The organism is Pseudarthrobacter sp. RHLT1-30-1 (genome assembly GCF_059383415.1).
The window spans coordinates 97,015-114,436 of record NZ_JBWZCG010000012.1 but is presented as its reverse complement, the minus strand read 5'-3'; the positions used below and the strand labels follow the sequence as shown (position 1 = coordinate 114,436).

At 67.7% G+C, this 17,422-nt stretch carries 14 protein-coding genes; 5 read left to right on the top strand and 9 right to left on the bottom strand.

The features are described from left to right. Positions 1–6: 6 nt before the first annotated feature. Complete coding sequence (locus tag AC50YM_RS10920; RefSeq protein WP_494956967.1) at positions 7–303, top strand: hypothetical protein; 297 nt, start codon at positions 7–9, stop codon at positions 301–303. Between the two features lie 68 nt (positions 304–371). Here the strand turns inward: AC50YM_RS10920 and AC50YM_RS10915 are convergent, their stop codons facing one another. Then, on the bottom strand, positions 372–1,172 hold the full coding sequence (locus tag AC50YM_RS10915) for a GNAT family N-acetyltransferase (RefSeq protein WP_494956966.1): 801 nt from the start codon (positions 1,170–1,172) through the stop codon (positions 372–374). Between the two features lie 84 nt (positions 1,173–1,256). After that, the gene (gene aspS, locus AC50YM_RS10910; protein WP_494956965.1) at positions 1,257–3,074 is read right to left on the bottom strand and encodes an aspartate--tRNA ligase; all 1,818 of its coding nucleotides are present in this window, start codon (positions 3,072–3,074) and stop codon (positions 1,257–1,259) included. A gap of 107 nt (positions 3,075–3,181) precedes the next feature. On the opposite strand from aspS, the gene AC50YM_RS10905 reads away from it, so the two are divergent. Next, the gene (locus AC50YM_RS10905) at positions 3,182–4,495 is read left to right on the top strand and encodes an APC family permease (protein ID WP_494956964.1); all 1,314 of its coding nucleotides are present in this window, start codon (positions 3,182–3,184) and stop codon (positions 4,493–4,495) included. A gap of 11 nt (positions 4,496–4,506) precedes the next feature. Here the strand turns inward: AC50YM_RS10905 and hisS are convergent, their stop codons facing one another. Beyond that, positions 4,507–5,898, bottom strand: a complete 1,392-nt coding sequence (gene hisS / locus AC50YM_RS10900; RefSeq protein WP_494956963.1) for a histidine--tRNA ligase — start codon at positions 5,896–5,898, stop codon at positions 4,507–4,509. A gap of 265 nt (positions 5,899–6,163) precedes the next feature. On the opposite strand from hisS, the gene AC50YM_RS10895 reads away from it, so the two are divergent. The 3 genes from AC50YM_RS10895 to AC50YM_RS10885 all read left to right on the top strand — a co-directional run bounded on the left by AC50YM_RS10895 (position 6,164) and on the right by AC50YM_RS10885 (position 9,453). Next, positions 6,164–6,964 carry a peptidylprolyl isomerase gene (locus AC50YM_RS10895; RefSeq protein WP_494956962.1) on the top strand — a complete coding sequence of 267 codons (801 nt, stop codon included), beginning with the start codon at positions 6,164–6,166 and terminating at the stop codon, positions 6,962–6,964. 61 nt (positions 6,965–7,025) lie between these two features. Next, positions 7,026–8,753, top strand: a complete 1,728-nt coding sequence (locus AC50YM_RS10890) for a DUF349 domain-containing protein (RefSeq protein WP_494956961.1) — start codon at positions 7,026–7,028, stop codon at positions 8,751–8,753. Positions 8,754–8,862: 109 nt separating this feature from the next. Further along, positions 8,863–9,453, top strand: a complete 591-nt coding sequence (locus AC50YM_RS10885) for a hypothetical protein (RefSeq protein WP_494956960.1) — start codon at positions 8,863–8,865, stop codon at positions 9,451–9,453. 37 nt (positions 9,454–9,490) lie between these two features. Here AC50YM_RS10885 and AC50YM_RS10880 read toward each other — a convergent pair whose 3' ends face one another. The 6 genes from AC50YM_RS10880 to ruvA form a co-directional block, all read right to left on the bottom strand. Continuing rightward, on the bottom strand, positions 9,491–11,884 hold the full coding sequence (locus tag AC50YM_RS10880) for a RelA/SpoT family protein (protein ID WP_494956959.1): 2,394 nt from the start codon (positions 11,882–11,884) through the stop codon (positions 9,491–9,493). 174 nt (positions 11,885–12,058) lie between these two features. Continuing rightward, positions 12,059–13,081 (bottom strand): protein translocase subunit SecF, encoded by a 1,023-nt coding sequence (gene secF / locus AC50YM_RS10875; RefSeq protein WP_494956958.1) that lies wholly within the window; start codon positions 13,079–13,081, stop codon positions 12,059–12,061. After that, entirely contained in the window at positions 13,082–14,848 is a 1,767-nt protein-coding gene (gene secD / locus AC50YM_RS10870) for a protein translocase subunit SecD (protein WP_494956957.1), read from the bottom strand. Between the two features lie 106 nt (positions 14,849–14,954). Continuing rightward, a complete protein-coding gene (gene yajC / locus AC50YM_RS10865; RefSeq protein WP_494956983.1) occupies positions 14,955–15,377 on the bottom strand; it encodes a preprotein translocase subunit YajC in 423 nt (140 codons plus the stop codon). A 238-nt stretch (positions 15,378–15,615) separates the two neighbouring features. Then, the gene (gene ruvB / locus AC50YM_RS10860; protein ID WP_494956956.1) at positions 15,616–16,728 is read right to left on the bottom strand and encodes a Holliday junction branch migration DNA helicase RuvB; all 1,113 of its coding nucleotides are present in this window, start codon (positions 16,726–16,728) and stop codon (positions 15,616–15,618) included. Next, positions 16,721–17,368, bottom strand: coding sequence for a Holliday junction branch migration protein RuvA (gene ruvA, locus AC50YM_RS10855; protein WP_494956955.1), 648 nt, complete (start codon positions 17,366–17,368; stop codon positions 16,721–16,723). Before ruvA ends, ruvB begins: the two co-directional genes overlap by 8 nt. Positions 17,369–17,422 lie beyond the last annotated feature (54 nt).

The following is a 17,422-nucleotide window of genomic DNA, read 5'->3' as shown; positions in this document are numbered from 1 at the left end:
GACCGGATGTCCAGAATCAGACGCCACAGCCGCTTCCCGCGCCACTGGCCAGTTCAGGTGGCCGGGGTGCAGGCCCTCGGCTTGCACGGGTACGGGATGCAGGCCCTCGGCTTGCACGGGTCCGGGGTGCCGGCCCTCGGCTTGCACGGGTCCGGGGTGCCGGGCTCCGGGGTGCAGGGCTCCGGGGTGTGCCCCGCCCCCGCCGCAGCCTCCGGAGTGCCGCCGGCCGCGGCCCGGCGCCCCGACGGGGAACTGACCGCAGCGCCCTGGCTCGGCCCGCACTACGAAACGGAAGGCAGCTAGCGCGTCCGCTCCGAAGCACCCGACGGCACTTGCCGCCCCCGATCCGCTCGGGGGCGGCAGGCGCCGTTTCAGCACCCCGTGAGGTGCCGTTTGGGCCGTTCCTGCCGGTAAAGGTACCGGCCAGCTTCCGTGAATCCGGCACCGGCGTAGAGTTCCCGGGCCCCGGGATTGGAAGCCATCACCAGCAGCCAGTAGCTGCTGACGCCCCGGGCGTCCCCTTCCCGCAGCAGGCCCCGCAGGATCCGGGTGGCATGGCCGAGCCGCCGGGCCTGAGGGCTGGTCGCCATGCAGTACAGCCCGCCCGTCCCGCTGGCCCCGCCGGGAGGAAGAGCGAGGCGCCCGACGGCGGCGGGCCGGCCGGCGTCGTCGCGCACCAGGGCGTACAGCGAGGGACAGCGTTCCAGGATCCCGCGGGCGACGTCAAGAGTAGTGTCGTCGCCGCGACCGTCCACGCTCCACCACAGCCGCAGCCACTCCGCCGAGGGGTTGGCGGAGATCTCGACGCCGGAATCGGCCCCGGTTTCTGCGTCGAAGGATCCGCTGCCGCCGTCGCGCACCAGCACCAGTGTTTCGGACTGCCGGGTGAAGCCTTCCTGGTCCAGTACGGCGTTGAGCGGAACGTACCTCGGGTCCTCGAAGACCTGAAAGATCAGCGGCAGCCGCCGGTTCCGGTACCAGAGGCGTGCTTCCCGGAGCGCGGCGAGCAGCGTATGCGGATCGGTCCCGGGCTCGCGGGGCCAGACGGAGTTGGCCCGTTGTGTCACGCCCGACGAGGCGCGGAGCACCCAGCCGCCGGACTCCTGCCGCTCGGCGGCTGGCCACGCGGCATCCATCAGCGGCTCAAGCCCGGTGATCGGTTCCGCTCCCATCAGGGTCCCCTTCCGTCCAGCACCATTTTGTGACAGCAACGGCCCCCCGGATTCCCGGAGAGCCGTTGCTGCTGCTAAGTCAGGCTACTTGCTACCGTCCCCGGCCGCCTTGCCGTCCTCTGCCTTCGACGGTGCCGCCTTCTTGGCTTCCGGCTTGAAGTCGACTCCGGCTTCCTTGCGCTGCTGCGCCGTGATCGGGGCGGGAGCCTGGGTCAGCGGGTCGAAGCCGTTGCCGGTCTTCGGGAACGCGATGACGTCGCGGATGGACTCGACGCCGGCCAGCAGTGCGACCACGCGGTCCCAGCCGAAGGCGATGCCGCCGTGCGGAGGCGCGCCGAACTTGAAGCCCTCGAGCAGGAAGCCGAACTTGGTCTGGGCGTCCGCCTTGTCCAGCCCCATCAGTTCGAAGACCCGTTCCTGGATATCGCTCTGGTGGATACGGATCGAGCCGCCGCCGATTTCGTTGCCGTTGCAGACGATGTCGTAGGCGTAGGACAGCGCGGCTTCGGGATCCTTGTCGAAGCTGTCCATGAACTCGGGCTTGGGTGAGGTGAACGCGTGGTGCACGGCGGTCCACTGCCCGGCACCGACGGCGACGTCGCCGGACGCGACGGCCGCTGCTGCCGGTTCGAACATCGGGGCGTCCACGACCCAGCAGAAGGCCCAGTCACTCGGGTTGATCAGGCCGGTGCGGTGGCCGATCTCCACGCGTGCGGCACCGAGCAGGGCGCGGGACGGTGACTTCTCGCCCGCGGCGAAGAAGATGCAGTCGCCCGGCTTGGCGCCGACGGCCCCGGCGAGGCCGGCGCGCTCGGTGTCGGTGAGGTTCTTGGCCACCGGGCCGGTGAGTTCGCCGTCCTCCTTGTACAGGACGTACGCCAGGCCCTTGGCGCCGCGCTGCTTGGCCCATTCCTGCCAGGCGTCGAGCGCGCGGCGGGCCTGCGAGGCACCGCCGGGCATCACGACGGCGCCGACGTAGGGTGCCTTGAAGACGCCGAAATTGGTGTCCTTGAAGAATTCGGTGAGTTCGGTGAGCTCCAGCCCGAAGCGCAGGTCCGGCTTGTCCGAGCCGAAGCGGGCCATCGCGTCGTGGTAGGTGATGCGCTGGATCGGCGTCGGAATTTCGACGTCGATCAGCTTCCACAGTGCCTTGACGATGCTTTCGCCGAGGCGGATGATGTCGTCCTGCTCGACGAAGCTGGCTTCGATGTCGAGCTGGGTGAACTCCGGCTGGCGGTCCGCGCGGAAGTCCTCATCGCGGTAGCAGCGGGCGATCTGGTAGTACTTTTCGAAGCCGCCGACCTGCAGGAGCTGTTTGAACAGCTGCGGGGACTGCGGCAGCGCGTACCAGGAACCCGGCGCCAGGCGTGCCGGGACCACAAAGTCGCGGGCGCCTTCCGGCGTCGAGCGCGTCAGCGTGGGGGTTTCGATCTCAACGTAGCCGTCCTGGTGGAGCAGTTCGCGGGCCACGCGGTTGGCCTCCGAGCGCAGGCGCAGGTTGCGGGCGGGGCCGGGGCGGCGAAGGTCCAGGTAGCGGTGCTTCAGGCGGGCTTCCTCGCCGACCTCGACGTGCTCGTCGATCTGGAACGGCAGCGGCTCGGAAGTATTGAGGATGGTGACCTTATCGGCCATGACCTCGATCTCTCCGGTGGCCAGCGCCGGGTTCTCGTTGCCCTCGGGCCGCCGGGAGACGGTGCCCACGATCTGCAGCACGTATTCGTTGCGCAGGCCGTGGAAGACTTCCTCTTCACGGACGACCACCTGGGACACGCCCGACGCGTCACGCAGGTCAACGAAGGCGACACCACCGTGGTCACGACGCCGGCCGACCCAGCCTGCGAGGGTTACGGTTTGTCCAATGTGCTCGGAACGAAGGGATCCGAGGTCATGTGTGCGCAGCACAGCACGCCTTTCTGAAGAAGACTGAGGGAAAGCAATACTCAAGTTCACTAGGATCGCTACTGGAACGATCCCGTTCGAGTTTACCCGTTGGAAAGGCACCTCCCGCCATGGCAAGCCGGCATCAGAGCAAGGCGTCAGCCGACCGCAGCACCCCCGGGCAGCTGCAGCGACGGCTGGGCGTCCTCGATTCCACCGCGATCGGGCTCGGCTCCATGCTGGGCGCCGGAGTTTTTGTGGTCTTCGCACCGGCGGCTGCGCTGTCCGGTCCCCTGCTGCCCGTCGCGGTGGCACTGGCGGGCCTCATCGCGTACTGCAACGCGGTGGCCTCCGCCCAGCTGGCCGCCATCTACCCGTCCAGTGGCGGGACCTACGTCTATGGGCGGAACCGGCTGGGCGAATGGCCGGGCTTCCTTGCGGGCTGGGGCTTTGTGACCGGCAAGACGGCGTCCTGCGCGGCGATGGCCCTGACTTTCGGCCACTACCTGGCGCCGGACTTCGCGACGCCGCTGGCGGTGGCCGCCGTCGTGGTCCTGACCGGCGTGAACCTGCTCGGCATCACCCGGACCGCGCTGCTGACCCGGATCCTGCTGGGCGTGGTGCTCGCCACGCTCGCCTTCGTAACGGCCGCCGCGATCCTGGGGCCGCATCCTTCATCCGACGGTGCAGCCGGCGCCGCCGGTGCCGCGGCCGGCGCTGCGGCGGGCGGCTGGGGCGTGCTGCCCGCGGCCGGGCTGATGTTCTTTGCCTTCGCCGGGTATGCCCGGATCGCGACGCTGGGCGAGGAAGTCAAGGACCCCACCCGGACCATTCCGCGGGCCATCCTCGCGGCGCTGGCGGGCGCCTTCGTGATCTACTTCGGGCTGGCGCTGCTGCTGCAGTGGCACCTGCCGGCGGAGCAGCTGGCCGGGTCGGCGGCGCCGCTGCTCGACGCCGTCGCCAGTTCGCGGCTCAGCGCCGGCGCCCCGTTCGTCCAGGCGGGCGCGGCCGCCGCCTGCCTCGGCGCCCTGCTGGCACTGATCACCGGCGTGGGCCGGACCGCGATGGCGATGGCGCGGGAACGCGACCTGCCGTCCCCGCTCGCCCGGGTGGGCGGCGCGCATTCGGTTCCGTTCCTGGCCGAGCTGGCTGTCGCCGCCGCCGTCATTGTGCTGCTGCTGACGTCCAACGTGCTGACCGTCGTGGGCTTCTCCAGTTTCGGCGTGCTGGTCTACTACGCGGTGACGAACGCCGCCGCGTTCACCTTGTCCGCGCGACCCTGGCACGCGCCCCGCTGGCTCAATGCGCTGGGCTTCGCCGGCTGCCTGCTCCTGGCCGTGATGCTGCCGCCGGCCTCAGTGCTGGGCATGGCGGCGGTGCTGTCCGTGGGCGTGGCGGGCCGCTTTGTTGTACTGCGGCGGCGGCTGCGGAAAGCCGCCGGTTAGGCCGTGAGGGCTTAGGCCTTGAGGACCCGGACGTGCAGGTCGTCCGCCGCCGGCGCCCAGCTGGCCGGGTCGGCGTCGATCTGTTCGCCGGAGCGGATGTCCTTGACCTGGTGCCTGCCGTCGTCGTCGGTGAACCAGACAAAGGGGATGCCGCGGCGGTCGGCGAATTTGATCTGCTTGCCGAACTTCTCGGCCTTCGCCGCCACCTCGGTCGCGATCCCGCGGCCGCGCAGCTCCGCGGCGACGTCCTGCGCCGCACCCCAGCTGTCATCGCTGTTCAGCGCCACCAGCACGGCGGTCGGCACGGCCCGGGTCGCTCTGGCGAGGTCCTGGCTGAGGATCCGGGAGACCAGCCGGGTTACGCCGATGGAGAGCCCGACGCCGGGGAACTTGCGGTTGCCCTTGCTGGCCAGGGCGTCGTAGCGTCCGCCGGAGCAGATCGAGCCGAGCTGTTCGTGGCCCACCAGAACGGTTTCCACCACGGTTCCCGTGTAGTAGTCCAGGCCACGGGCGATGCTGAGGTCCGCGACGACCTTGCCCGGCGCGCGCTGGACCGCGGCCGCGATGACCTGCTCCAGTTCGGCCAGGCCCTCCTCGAGCAGTTCATTACTGACGCCCAGGGCGCGGACCTGCGCCACGAAGGAAGTGTCCCCGGTCCGGATCGAAGCCAGCTTAAGGGCGGCCTGGGCCTGTTCGTCGGTGGCTCCGAGCTCGGACTTGAGCAGCTCGGCCACCTTGGCGGCGCCGATCTTCTCGAGCTTGTCGATGCTGCGCAGCACCCCGGCGGTGTCGGTGAGCCCGATGCCGTTGTAAAAGCCCTCGGCCAGCTTGCGGTTGTTGATCCGGAGCAGGAAGTCCGGGATCGGCAGGGCGCTGAGAGCCTCCGCGATGACCAGCGCGATCTCAACGTCGTAACGGAAGGGCAGGTCGCCGTCGCCGACGATGTCGATGTCCGCCTGGGTGAACTCGCGGGCGCGGCCTTCCTGCGGACGCTCGCCGCGCCAGACCTTCTGGATCTGGTAGCGGCGGAACGGGAAGGCCAGGTAGCCGGCGTTTTCGACGACGTACCGGGCGAACGGCACGGTGAGGTCAAAGTGCAGGGCCAGGGCGTGCGGATCGGCCTTGTGCGATGTCGCCGTTCCTGTTGCCGTGTCTGCTGCAGTGGCTGCTGCAGTTCCGCCGGCGGTGTCGTCGTCGTCCTGGAGCCGGCTCAGCCCGTACACCTCTTTGTCGATCTCCCCCTTGCGCAGCAGCTGCCCGACCGTCTCCACCGCACGGGTTTCAATCGAGGAAAAGCCATGGAGTTCGAAGACGCGGCGCAGCGTGTCCAGCACATGCAGTTCCACCAGCCGCTCCTCGGGAAGCCACTCGGGGAATCCGGACAGGGAGGCGGTGCGTGCCATGGTGGAATTTCTCCTCAGGTAACGGGCCGGAGACTTCTGCGCCGCGCCGCGGCCGAAACGGGACGTCCGAAACGGGATCAGTTGGGCGGCAGACAGGCCGGTCATGCATAAACTGTGTGCGGCAGTCAGTTTATGCTTTCCGCGCCCGCATCTTCTAATGCGGCCGGGCGCGGCCGGATTAGGCCGGACTGCCGCCAGCGTTACCGCTGGACCTGCGACGGTGCCCTGGCACTGTCCCGGTTCCGGCCCTACCCCAGGAGGACTTTTGGCGGCCAGTTCACGGAGTGCCCGCGACGCCAAGCGGCGCATCCAGCAAATGGAGGCAAAGCGCGAGCTTCGCAAAGAGCAGGACAAACGGCGGAAGCGCGACAACGTCCTCGCCATTGGCGCCGGAACGGCCGCGGTCGTCCTGGCGCTGGTGCTGCAGCTGACGGTGTTCTCCGACGATCCCACCGAGGACGAATATGCCGCCGTCCAGGCCGGGCTGACCACCCCCTCCGCCACGCCGCCGGCCACCCCCGGCAACGCCGACAACATCCCCAAACCGGAAACAGCGGCCGGCCAGACCTTCACCGGCGAACTGAAGCTCAACACCGGCACACTCGGCGTCGAACTGGACGGTACCAAGGCGCCCCAGGCTGCCGCCGTCTTCAAGTCCCTCGCGGACCAGAACTTCTACGCCGGGCTCAACTGCCACCGGCTCACCACGGGCGAGACGTTCGGTGTGCTGCAGTGCGGTTCCAAGGCCGGCGACGGAAGCAGCGATCCGAGCTACACCTGGGGTCCGCTGGAAAACACCCCGGCGGACAGCAACTACCCGGCCGGGACCATCGCCGTCGCCCGGAGCAGCGGAAACGCCTACGGCAACGGCACCCAGTTCTTCATTGTGTACAAGGACACCGTCATCCCGGCCGACGCCGCCGGCGGCTACTCCGTAGTCGGCAAGGTGACCTCGGGCCTGGATGTGGTGGCAAATATTGCGGCCGCCGGACTAAAACCGGGTGATAACGCCACAGACGGCGCTCCCGCGGAACCAGTCACGATAGACTCGTTCTCTCTGAAGTAACCAGCCGTAGCCCTTGTGGGCATGGCCCCGGTATTTCCCTCCAAGCGAAAGACTTCTAGCGGTGACAGACAGTCAGAAATCCGACGAAACAGTGTCAGCAGCAGCTGCCAACGAGACCGAAGCCGAGGCTTCGGTGACAGCTCAGGCGACCGGCACTCCCCCCGACGCGACGCCGGAAACGGCAACCGAGCCGCAGCCGGAGGCCGTAACGGCCGACCCCGAGGCCGGCACCGGGACGCCCGAGGCAGCCGAAGCGCCCGAGGCCCCGGCCGCCGAGATTCCTGCGGCCGCTGAGGCCACTCCCGCCGGCGCTCCTGATGCTCCGGCCAGCGCTCCCGCTGACGAAGCAGCGCCCGAGGCCCCGGCCGCGGAGGTTCCTGCGGCCGACGAGGCCACTCCCGCCGCTGATCCTGCCCCCGCGGCACCCGCCGCTGCCCGACCCGCACCATCACCGGCAGCGTTTGCTGCCCGGCCGAAGGCCAAGCCCTCAGCGGCCGCTCCGGCCGCCGCGCCCGCATCGTTGTCCTCTGCCGCGTCGCTGGCCGAAGCCGCACGCTGGGGCCGCGTTGAAGGCGATGGTCACGTGTTCCTGACCGTCGATGGCGAGGAACACCCCGTCGGCCAGTACCCGGGTGTCAGCGATGACGAAGCCCTCGGCTACTTCGCCCGGAAATTCGACGACATCGTTGCGCAGATCCTCCTGCTGGAACAGCGCGTCAGCTCCAAGGCGCCCACCACGGACATGCAGAAGACCGTCACGCACCTGCGCGAGCAGCTTGCCGAGCGCAACATGGTGGGCAATCTTCGCTCCGCCGAGACCCGCCTGGACGCCCTGTCCACGCAGATCTCCGACCTTGAAAAGGCCGAGAAGGCCGAACACGACGCCGTCCGCGCCGCAGAATTGTCCGCCCGCGAGGCCATCGTCGCCGAGGCCGAAGAGATCGCCGGCCACGACCCGGCCCAGATCCAGTGGAAAACCTCCAGCGCCCGGATGAACGACCTGTTCGAGAGCTGGAAGACCGCCCAGAAGAGCGGTGTCAGGCTTGGCCGGAGCAACGAGGACGCCCTCTGGAAGCGCTTCCGGGCCGCCCGCACGGTCTTTGACCGCCACCGCCGCGCCTACTTCTCCCAGCTGGACAGCACCAACTCGGCCGCCAAAGCCGTCAAGGAGAAGCTGATCGCCGAGGCGGAAGCGTTGTCCTCCTCGACCGATTGGGGCTTTGCCGCCGGCGAATACCGCCGCCTGATGGATGAGTGGAAGGCGTCCCCGCGCGCCAGCCGCAAGGACGACGATGCCCTCTGGGCACGTTTCCGCGCCGCCCAGGACGTGTTCTTCACGCACCGCCAGGCAGCCAATGACGAGATCGACCAGGAATACGGCGCCAACCTGACGGTCAAGGAAGCCCTGCTGGCAGAAGCCAGCGAGTTGCTTCCGATCAAGGACCTCGCTGCCACCAAGAAAGCCCTGCAGTCCATCCGTGACCGCTGGGAAGAGGCCGGCAAGGTCCCCCGCGCCGACATGGGACGTGTCGAAGCCGGTCTGCGGAAGGTCGAAGACGCCGTCCGGCATGCCGAAGACGAGAACTGGAAGCGGTCCAACCCGGAGACGAAGGCACGCACTAACAGCGCGCTGACCCAGCTGGAGTCCGCCATCACCGGACTCCGCGATGACCTCACCAAGGCGGAGAAGGCCGGCGACGAGCGCAAGATCAAGGCCGCCAAGGAGGCCCTCGAGGCCCGTGAAGCGTGGCTGGAACAGCTCGAGAAGTCAGCGAGCGAGCTCTCCTAACCGCCAGGCAACGAGCAGCAGGCTGTTTAGCGCAGGCCCCGCACCGGTTTTATCCACATGACCGGTGCGGGGCCTGTCGGCTTTTCCGCGGACCGGTCACGATGGGCCTATGGTCATTGTTCAAGGCCCGGACGCGCCGGAGCTGTACTCCCCCGGAGCGCTGTTCTCCTGGCCTGAGCTGCAGGCGATGGCGTCCGACGGCGTGCTGACCCAGCTCTACCAGCGCGGCTACCTGCCTCCCGGGACCCGGCCTACTCCGCAGCTTCGCGCCCGCGCAGCGTCCATCCTCATTCGTCCGGCCATCCGCCAGCGCGTCGTCGCAGGCAGGATGACGGCAGCGTGGATCTACGGGTGCGCCGACGAACCGGACCGGCTCGCGCTGCTGGTGGATTCCAGCCGGCGGATTTCCAGCCTCCGGTCCACCCGCGGCTGCACCCTCCACGAAGTGCGGCTGGGTCCGTCCGATGTCGTGAGCCTGGGTGGGCTGATGGTCTCCAGCCCGCTGCGGACCTCAGTGGACATCGCCCTGCACGTGGAGCCCGAACGGGCTGTACCGACGTTGCGGGCGCTGCTGGGCAAGCCCGAACTGGGTCTGCGTCTGCGGCTTCTTATCGTGGCTGTGGAGGCCTCACCGAGGGTGCCGTATAAGAAGGCTGCCCTGACGAAGCTCGAATATCTGCAGGCCGGTCCGGCGCCCTAAGGCAGGAACCCGGCTGCCGGTCCCCCGGACGGGGACGTCAGCTGCGCCGCCGGTTGCCAGTGGTGCGGTAGACGTCAAAGACACCGTCGATGCGGCGGACAGCGCTCAGGACGTGGCTCAGGTACTTGGGGTCGCCCATCTCGAAGGCGAACTTCGAGATGGCCACCCGGTCCGTGGACGTGTGCACACTGGCCGCCAGGATATTGACGTGGTTCTCCGACAGGATCCGGGTGACGTCCGAGAGCAGGGACTTCCGGTCGAGGGCTTCGACCTGGATCTCGACCAGGAAAACGCTCGCCTGCGTCGGCGCCCATTCGACCTCGACGATCCGGTCCGGCTGCTCCAGCAGTCCGCTGACGTTGGTGCAGTCCGTCCGGTGTACGGAGACGCCCGAGCCGCGGGTCACGAACCCCAGGATCGGGTCAGGCGGCACCGGCGTGCAGCAGCGGGCGAGCTTGACCCAGACATCGTCCACGCCGCGCACCACAACACCGGAATCGGAGTACCGGGTTTTAGTGACCTGGGTGGGGATGGACACCTCGCTGAGGTCGTCCTCCGGGGTGTCATTGCCGCCGAGGCTTTCGACGAGGCGTTCCATGACGGACTGGGCGGAAGTGTGCCCGTCACCCACGCCGGCATAGAGACCGGAAATGTCGACGTACTTGAAGTCTTCGGCAATCGCTGCGAGGGCGTCATGCGTCATCAGGCGCTGCAGCGGCAGGTTCTGCTTGCGCATCGCCTTGGTCAGCAGTTCCTTGCCGCGGTCGATCGACTCCTCGCGTCGTTCCTTGCTGAACCATTGCCGGATTTTGTTGCGGGCCCGGGCACTCTTGACGAAGTGCTGCCAGTCCTGGCTGGGCCCGGCGCCCTCGGCCTTGGAGGTGAAGATCTCCACCCAGTCGCCGTGGTTGAGTTCGCTGTTGAGCGGGACGAGCTTGCCGTTGACCCGGGCACCGATGGTCCGGTGGCCCACCTCGGTGTGGACGGCGTAGGCGAAGTCCACGGGCGTGGAACCAGCGGGCAGCGCCATCACCTCGCCCTTGGGGGTGAAGACGAACACTTCCCGGGCATTGATTTCGAAGCGCAGCGAATCCAGGAACTCGCCGGGGTCGGAGGTTTCCTGCTGCCAGTCCACCAGGGACCGGAGCCAGCCCATGTCGCCGTCGCGCGGGCTTCCCGGCCCGGCCGCCGTGCGGTTCGGCTGGTCCTTGTATTTCCAGTGCGCGGCGACGCCGTATTCGGCGCGGCGGTGCATCTCGTGGGTGCGGATCTGGATCTCCACAGGTTTGCCGCCCGGGCCGATCACCGTGGTGTGCAGCGACTGGTACATGTTGAACTTGGGCATCGCGATGTAGTCCTTGAACCGCCCCGGCAGGGGGTTCCAGCGCGAGTGCATGGCCCCCAGCGCCGCGTAACAGTCCCGGACCGAGTCGACCAGGACCCGGACACCCATCAGGTCGTTGATGTCGTCGAAGTCCTTGTCCCGAACGATCATCTTCTGGTAGATGGAGTAATAATGCTTCGGCCGGCCCGTGATCGTGGCCTTGATTTTGGCCTCGCGCAGGTCCTCGGTGATCTGGTCCCGGATGACGGCGAGGTTCTTTTCGCGCTCCGGGGTCCGGTCCCCCACCATCCGCACGATTTCCTCGTAGACCTTCGGGTACAGGGCCGCGAAGGACAGGTCTTCCAGTTCCCATTTGATGGTGTTCATGCCCAGCCGGTGCGCCAGCGGGGCGAAGATTTCCAGGGTTTCCCGGGCCTTGCGCGCCGAGGACTCGGCCGAGACGAATCGCCAGGTCCGGGCGTTGTGCAGCCGGTCGGCCAGCTTGATCATCAGGACCCGGATGTCCTTGGCCATCGCGACGACCATCTTGCGCACCGTCTCCGACTGCGCGGCCTCGCCGAAGCTGACTTTGTCCAGCTTGGTGACGCCGTCAACCAGCATGGCGACTTCGGCCCCGAACTCGGCCTTCAGGTCATGCAGGGTGTAGGAGGTGTCCTCCACGGTGTCGTGCAGCAGCGCCGCCGCCAGGGTGGTCCCGCTGAGCCCCAGCTCGGCCAGGATGGTGGCCACCGCCACCGGATGCGTGATGTAGGGATCGCCGCTCTTGCGCTTTTGCCCGCGGTGGCAGGTCTCCGCCACGATGAAGGCGCGCTGGATGAGGTCAAAGTCCTCTTTGGGGTTGTTGGCGCGCACGGTACGCAGCAGCGGTTCAAGAATCGGCGAATAGGCGGGTGCGCCGCGACCGGTCAGCCGGGCAAGCCGGGAGCGGGTCCGCTCGCGGCGGCCGGGAAACGTGGGGCGTGCGCCGGAACTGTCCACAGGGACCGGCGGTTCGGCGCGTCCGGAAGCCACCACACCAGTCTGTGAACCCTGGCCTGGAGCCTGATCCGCCGGCGCTGATGGCACCGGCGTCGAACGTTCTTCCAATGGAGCACCTCTCCGAACCCGTTAATTCTTCCAGTCTATTCCCGCAGCAGGATACTTCGATAACCGGCGGGGATACGGCAATGGGCCGGAGAGCGTCACAGGATGACGCTCTCCGGCCCGTGCGGGCCGCCGGTTTTGGCTGCCGGGGCGATCCGTCCCGGCCGGACCGTGTGGCTAAGCCGTGGCCGGTGCCGCCGCGGAGTCCGTCTTGGCGGCGGTCTGGGCCCGGCGCTGGTGCACCCGCTGGGCCTGTTTCACAAGTTCCGGCTCGCTCTGGCGCAGCCAGGCGTACAGCGGCGCCGCGATGAAGATCGTCGCCGCGGTGCCGATAAAGATTCCCACAAACAAAGCCAGCGAGAGGTCCCGCAGTGTCCCGGCGCCCAACAGTCCGGCGCCGATGAAGAGGATGGCACCGACCGGAAGGATGGCGACCATCATGGTGTTGATGGAACGCACCAGGGTCTGGTTGACCGCGAGGTTGACCTCCTCGCCGAAGGTCCGCCGGGTGGAGGCCTGCAGGTCCGCCGTGTTCTCGCGGATCTTGTCGAACACCACCACGGTGTCGTAGAGCGAGTAGCTCAGCACGGTCAGGAAGCCAATGATGGCCGATGGCGTGACTTCGAAATCACTCAGGGCGTAGACACCGGCGGTGATGAACATCGTCACGACCATGCCGGCGATCGCGGAGAGCGACATTTTCCAGGTCCGGAAGTACAGCGCCATCAGCACGGCGGCGAGTCCGACGAAGATCAGCAGGCCCAGCAGGGCCTGCTTCGTGACGTCGGCACCCCAGGTGGGGCCGATGAAGGTGGATGTCACTTCGTTGTCCGTCACGCCGTAGGCCCCGGTGAGGCCGGCTTTGATCTGGAGCGTCTCCTCGTCCGAGAGTTTGTCGGTCTGGATCCGCATCGTGGTTCCGGCGACGTTCGTCACCCGCGGGACGCTGCCGGGGACGACGTCGTCGACAGCCTTCTCGCCGATGGCGGCGTCGGTGGTTTTCACGTTCGAGACGGTGAACTCCGAGCCGCCCCGGAACTCGATGCCCAGGTTGAACCCGCCCTTGACGACCGGCAGCAGGATCGAAAGCGCCACGAGGACGGCCGCGATCAGGAACCAGATCTTCTTGGACTCCACGAAATCGTAGGAGCGCTTGCCCGTGTAGAGCTCATTGCCGAATTTGGCGAAGCTGGTGGCCATTTAGTTGCCCTCCTTGGACGGGCTCTTGGCGGAACCAGCAAGCTGTTCCTGTCGTTCCGCGAGGCGTCGTTCTGCAATGGTCATCCGGCGTTCGGCCTCAGCCGTGGCGCCGGTGTTCTTGGCGCGGAGCGCGGCAACAGCGGCCGGCTTCTCCGCCGGGCTGCGGAACCGGCCTGCGCCCCGGTACAGCGGACCGGCGCCGAGGCTCTTCGGATCCATCCCGGAGAGCGGGTGGCCTTCCCCGAAGAACTTGGTGCGGGCCAGCAACTGCAGGGTCGGGTGGGTGAACATAAAGACGACAATGAGGTCGGCGATGGCTGTCAGGCCGAGGGTGAACGCGAAGCCGCGGACGTTGCCCACTGCCACGAAGTACAGCACGAGGGCGGCCAGGAGGTTGACGGCCTTGGACGCCAGGACGGTGCGCTTGGCCCGCTTCCAGCCGTTCTCGACGGCCGACACGAGGCCGCGTCCTTCACGGAGCTCATCACGGATCCGTTCAAAGTAGACGATGAACGAGTCCGCCGTCTGGCCGATCGCCACGATGATGCCTGCGACGCCGGCAAGGGAGAGCCGGTAGTTCTCGGTCCAGCCCAGGATCGCGATGGCCAGGTACGTCAGGGCGCCGGCGACCATGAGGGAAGCGACGGTGACCAGGCCCAGCGCCCGGTACTGGAACAGGGAATAGACCACAACCAGAAGCAGGCCGATGAGGCCGGCGAGCATACCCATCCGGAGCTGCTCACCGCCGAGGGTTGCCGAGATCTGCTGTTCGCTCTGGATCTCGAAGCTGATCGGCAGGGCGCCGAAACGGAGCTGGTCGGAGAGCGCCTTCGCGGACGCCTCGGTGAACCCGCCGGTGATCTGCGGGCGTCCATCGGTGATGACGGCGAGGGACCGCGGCGCGGAAATGACCTGGTCGTCGAGGACGATCGCGAACTGCGCCTTTGGATCGGAGCCGGTCTGGCCGCCGCCGGCGATGTAGAACTGGTACAGCCGCTCGGTGACTTCCTTGAACTTCGCGGTGCCGTCAGCGTCGAACTGGATGTTGACAGCCCACTCGTTGGTCACGGCGCCCTGGGCACCGCGCTGCAGCTGGAAGGTCGAACCCGTGATGTTGGAGCCCTTGACCTCAACCGGGCCAAGGATGTATTTGATCGCCGGGGAGGTCGCGGAGGCAGGTTCGCAGGTGACCAGCGGTTTCGTCGGGTCGGAGCGTTCCTGCTTGTCCTGCGACGGGTTGTCACAGTCGAGCGTCTCGAACTTCTGGTAGAGCTCGGGGGTAACCCAGTTAACGTCGCTGCCGTTGGTGGGCTCCGCGGTGGGTTTGGGCAGCTGCTCAACCGGGGTCTGTGACTCCGCGGGAACGGCTGCGCCCGGGCCGGCCTGCAGGACGGGGCGGAAGTTCATGTCGGCGGAAGCCTGGATCAGGGCGCGGGTTTCCTTGGACGGTGTGCCGGGGAGGCTGACGACAACGTTCCGTCCGGACTGCGTGCTGATTTCAGCTTCGGCGACGCCCGAACCGTCGACGCGCTGGCGGATGATCGCCACGGCCTGGTTGAGCTGTTCTTCGTTGATGTCCGAACCGCCCTCAACCTTGGGCGCCAGGATCATCTGGGTGCCGCCTTCAAGGTCCAGGGCGAGCTTGGGAGCCCAGCTCGCCTGGCCGGCCATGGTGCCGCCTGCCAGGACGGCGGTCAGGACGGCGAGGATAACGCCGAGCCAGACCAGCACCCTGAGGGCTGTGTTTTTGGGGCCAGTTCGTGCCATTGTCGATCTTTCTATTATTTACGGAGGAACCGCCGGGCGGCCCTGGCGGGCCCGCTCCGGCGGTTGCCCGCAGCCGTTACTTCGCGGAATAGCTCAAACAGGCAGACTAGCTGTCTTTCCTGCCTTCGTTGTTGAGGCGGCGCAGGGTTTCCTCCGGCGTCTCCGCACTGGGGGCTTCGTCGACCGGGGCGGGGCCCTCAGCCTTGTCCATGGACAGCGAGGATGCGTCGTTGGGAACAACCAGGGGCTCGTCAGCGTCCTCGGCCTCAGCGGCGATAACCGGCTCGACGATTTTGGTGACGGCCTGGCGGTGCACGGTGGCGGTGTTGCCCGGGGACAGCTCAAGCAGGACCTTGTTCTCTTCCTCGTCGATCTCGACGATGCGGCCGTACAGGCCAAAGCTCGTCATGACCTCGACACCCGGGGCGAACTTCGACTGGAGCTGAGCCTGCGTCTGCTGGGTCTTCTTGTTGCGGCGGAACATCATGAAGACGAAGACGCCGAGCATGGCGAACAGCAGGATGGTCATGATGTCGATGCCGCCGCCGGCCTGCGGCTGGGTCTGGGCAGTAATAAGTCCGAACACAGGGATAGTTCCGTTCTGTACTTGCGTAGCTGGTTTTCCAGCAACGTCCGCTTCGCTCCGGGCTGGCTGGCAGGGATTCATGCCGAGCCGACGGCGGCCAGGTGCTGGCCGCGTGCAGGAACAAAGACCCGAACGTGCCGAGCGTCATTCCAGTCTAAAGGGAAAAGGTTGTACAGGGGTGCTATTGACTGTTACGGATCCATTCCGGATCGGCGTCCTGGCCCTGCCCGTCCGCCGGCTCCGCGGCATCGTCCTCGACCCGGAAGAGCTCCAGCGGGTCCTGCGCGAAGATGCCGGGCGGCACGGCGAAGCCGAGGTGGGTCCAGGCGGGGGCGAGGGCGATCCTTCCCCGCGGGGTGCGTCCCAGCAGTCCCTCACGGACGAGGTAGGGCTCGGCGACGGTTTCGACGGTTTCGGTCTCTTCGCCGACGGCGATGGCCAGCGTGGACAGGCCCACCGGTCCGCCGCCAAATTTCAGGATCAGGGCTTCCAGGACGGCCCGGTCCAGCCGGTCCAGGCCGCGCTTGTCCACTTCATACATGTCCAGCGCGGCGGAGGCGGCCCGGGCGTCGATTTGCTCGATGCCGTGCACCAGTGCCCAGTCGCGGACCCGGCGCAGGAGCCGGTTGGCGATGCGGGGCGTGCCGCGGGACCGCCCGGCGATTTCGCTGAAGCCGGCGGAATTGACCTTGAGGTCCAGGAGCCCGGCGGAACGCCGGAGCACCAGTTCGAGCTCTGCGACGGAGTAGAACTCAAGGTGGCCGGTGAAGCCGAAGCGGTCCCGGAGCGGCCCGGGCAGCAGCCCGGCGCGCGTGGTGGCACCCACCAGGGTGAACGGCGGAAGTTCAAGCGGGATCGCCGTGGCGCCGGCACCCTTGCCGACGACGATGTCGACCCGGAAGTCCTCCATCGCCATGTAGAGCATTTCCTCGGCCGGGCGGGACATCCGGTGGATCTCGTCCAGGAACAGCACCTCGCCTTCGGAGAGCGAGGACAGGATGGCCGCCAGGTCCCCGGCGTGCTGGATGGCGGGTCCGCTGCTGATCCGCAGCGGCGCGTTCATTTCGGCCGCGATGATCATCGACAGGGTGGTCTTGCCCAGCCCGGGAGGTCCGGAGAGCAGCACGTGGTCGGCGCTGCGGCCGCGCATCCGTGAGGCCTCCAGTACGAGGGAGAGCTGTTTGCGGACCCGGTGCTGGCCGACGAAGTCGTGCAGGTTCTTGGGCCGGAGGGCGGCTTCGATGACGCGCTCCTCCGGCTCCTCTCCCCCGGCGACGATCGACGGCTCAGCCACGGGCGCCTGCCCTGTTCCCGGCGCGGGCGCCGTCCTGGCCCAGCCAGCGGAGGGTGGCGCGCAGGATCTCGGCCACGTTGCCCTTTTCGGCCAGTTCGGGGGAATCGGCCAGGGACTTGTCGATGCTGGCCGTGGCGTCCTTCTCGGACCAGCCCAGGCTGGTCATGGCCGCTACCACCTGCGGCTTCCAGACCGCCTCGGAGGATGCCGCCGGAGCAGTGGTTCCGGCGGCAGTGCCGTGCGGCACGAGCTTTCCGGCCAGTTCGAGCACAATCCGGCCGGCGACCTTGGGGCCAATGCCGGGCACTTTGGTGAAGGCCTTGCCGTCGCCGGAGTGCGCTGCCACGCGGATCGCTTCGGGCTCGTGGACGGCCAGGACGGCCAGCGCCAGCCGGGGTCCGACGCCGGCGACGCTGAGCAGGACGTCAAAGACTTCGCGTTCGTCGTCGGTGTCGAAGCCGAACAGGGTCAGGGAGTCCTCGCGCACGATCAGGGAGGTGAAGAGCTTGCCCTCCTCGCCGGTGCGGAGCCGGCTGAGGGTCTGCGGCGTGGCGTTCACGCTCATGCCGGCGCCGTTGAGGTCGATTACGGCGGAGGACAGGCCGACGTGCGCGACGGTTCCGCGGAGAAAACTGATCAAAGCCGGGCTCCTGAAAATTCAGCTGAAATAGAACCGGGGAGACCCGGTTATCCG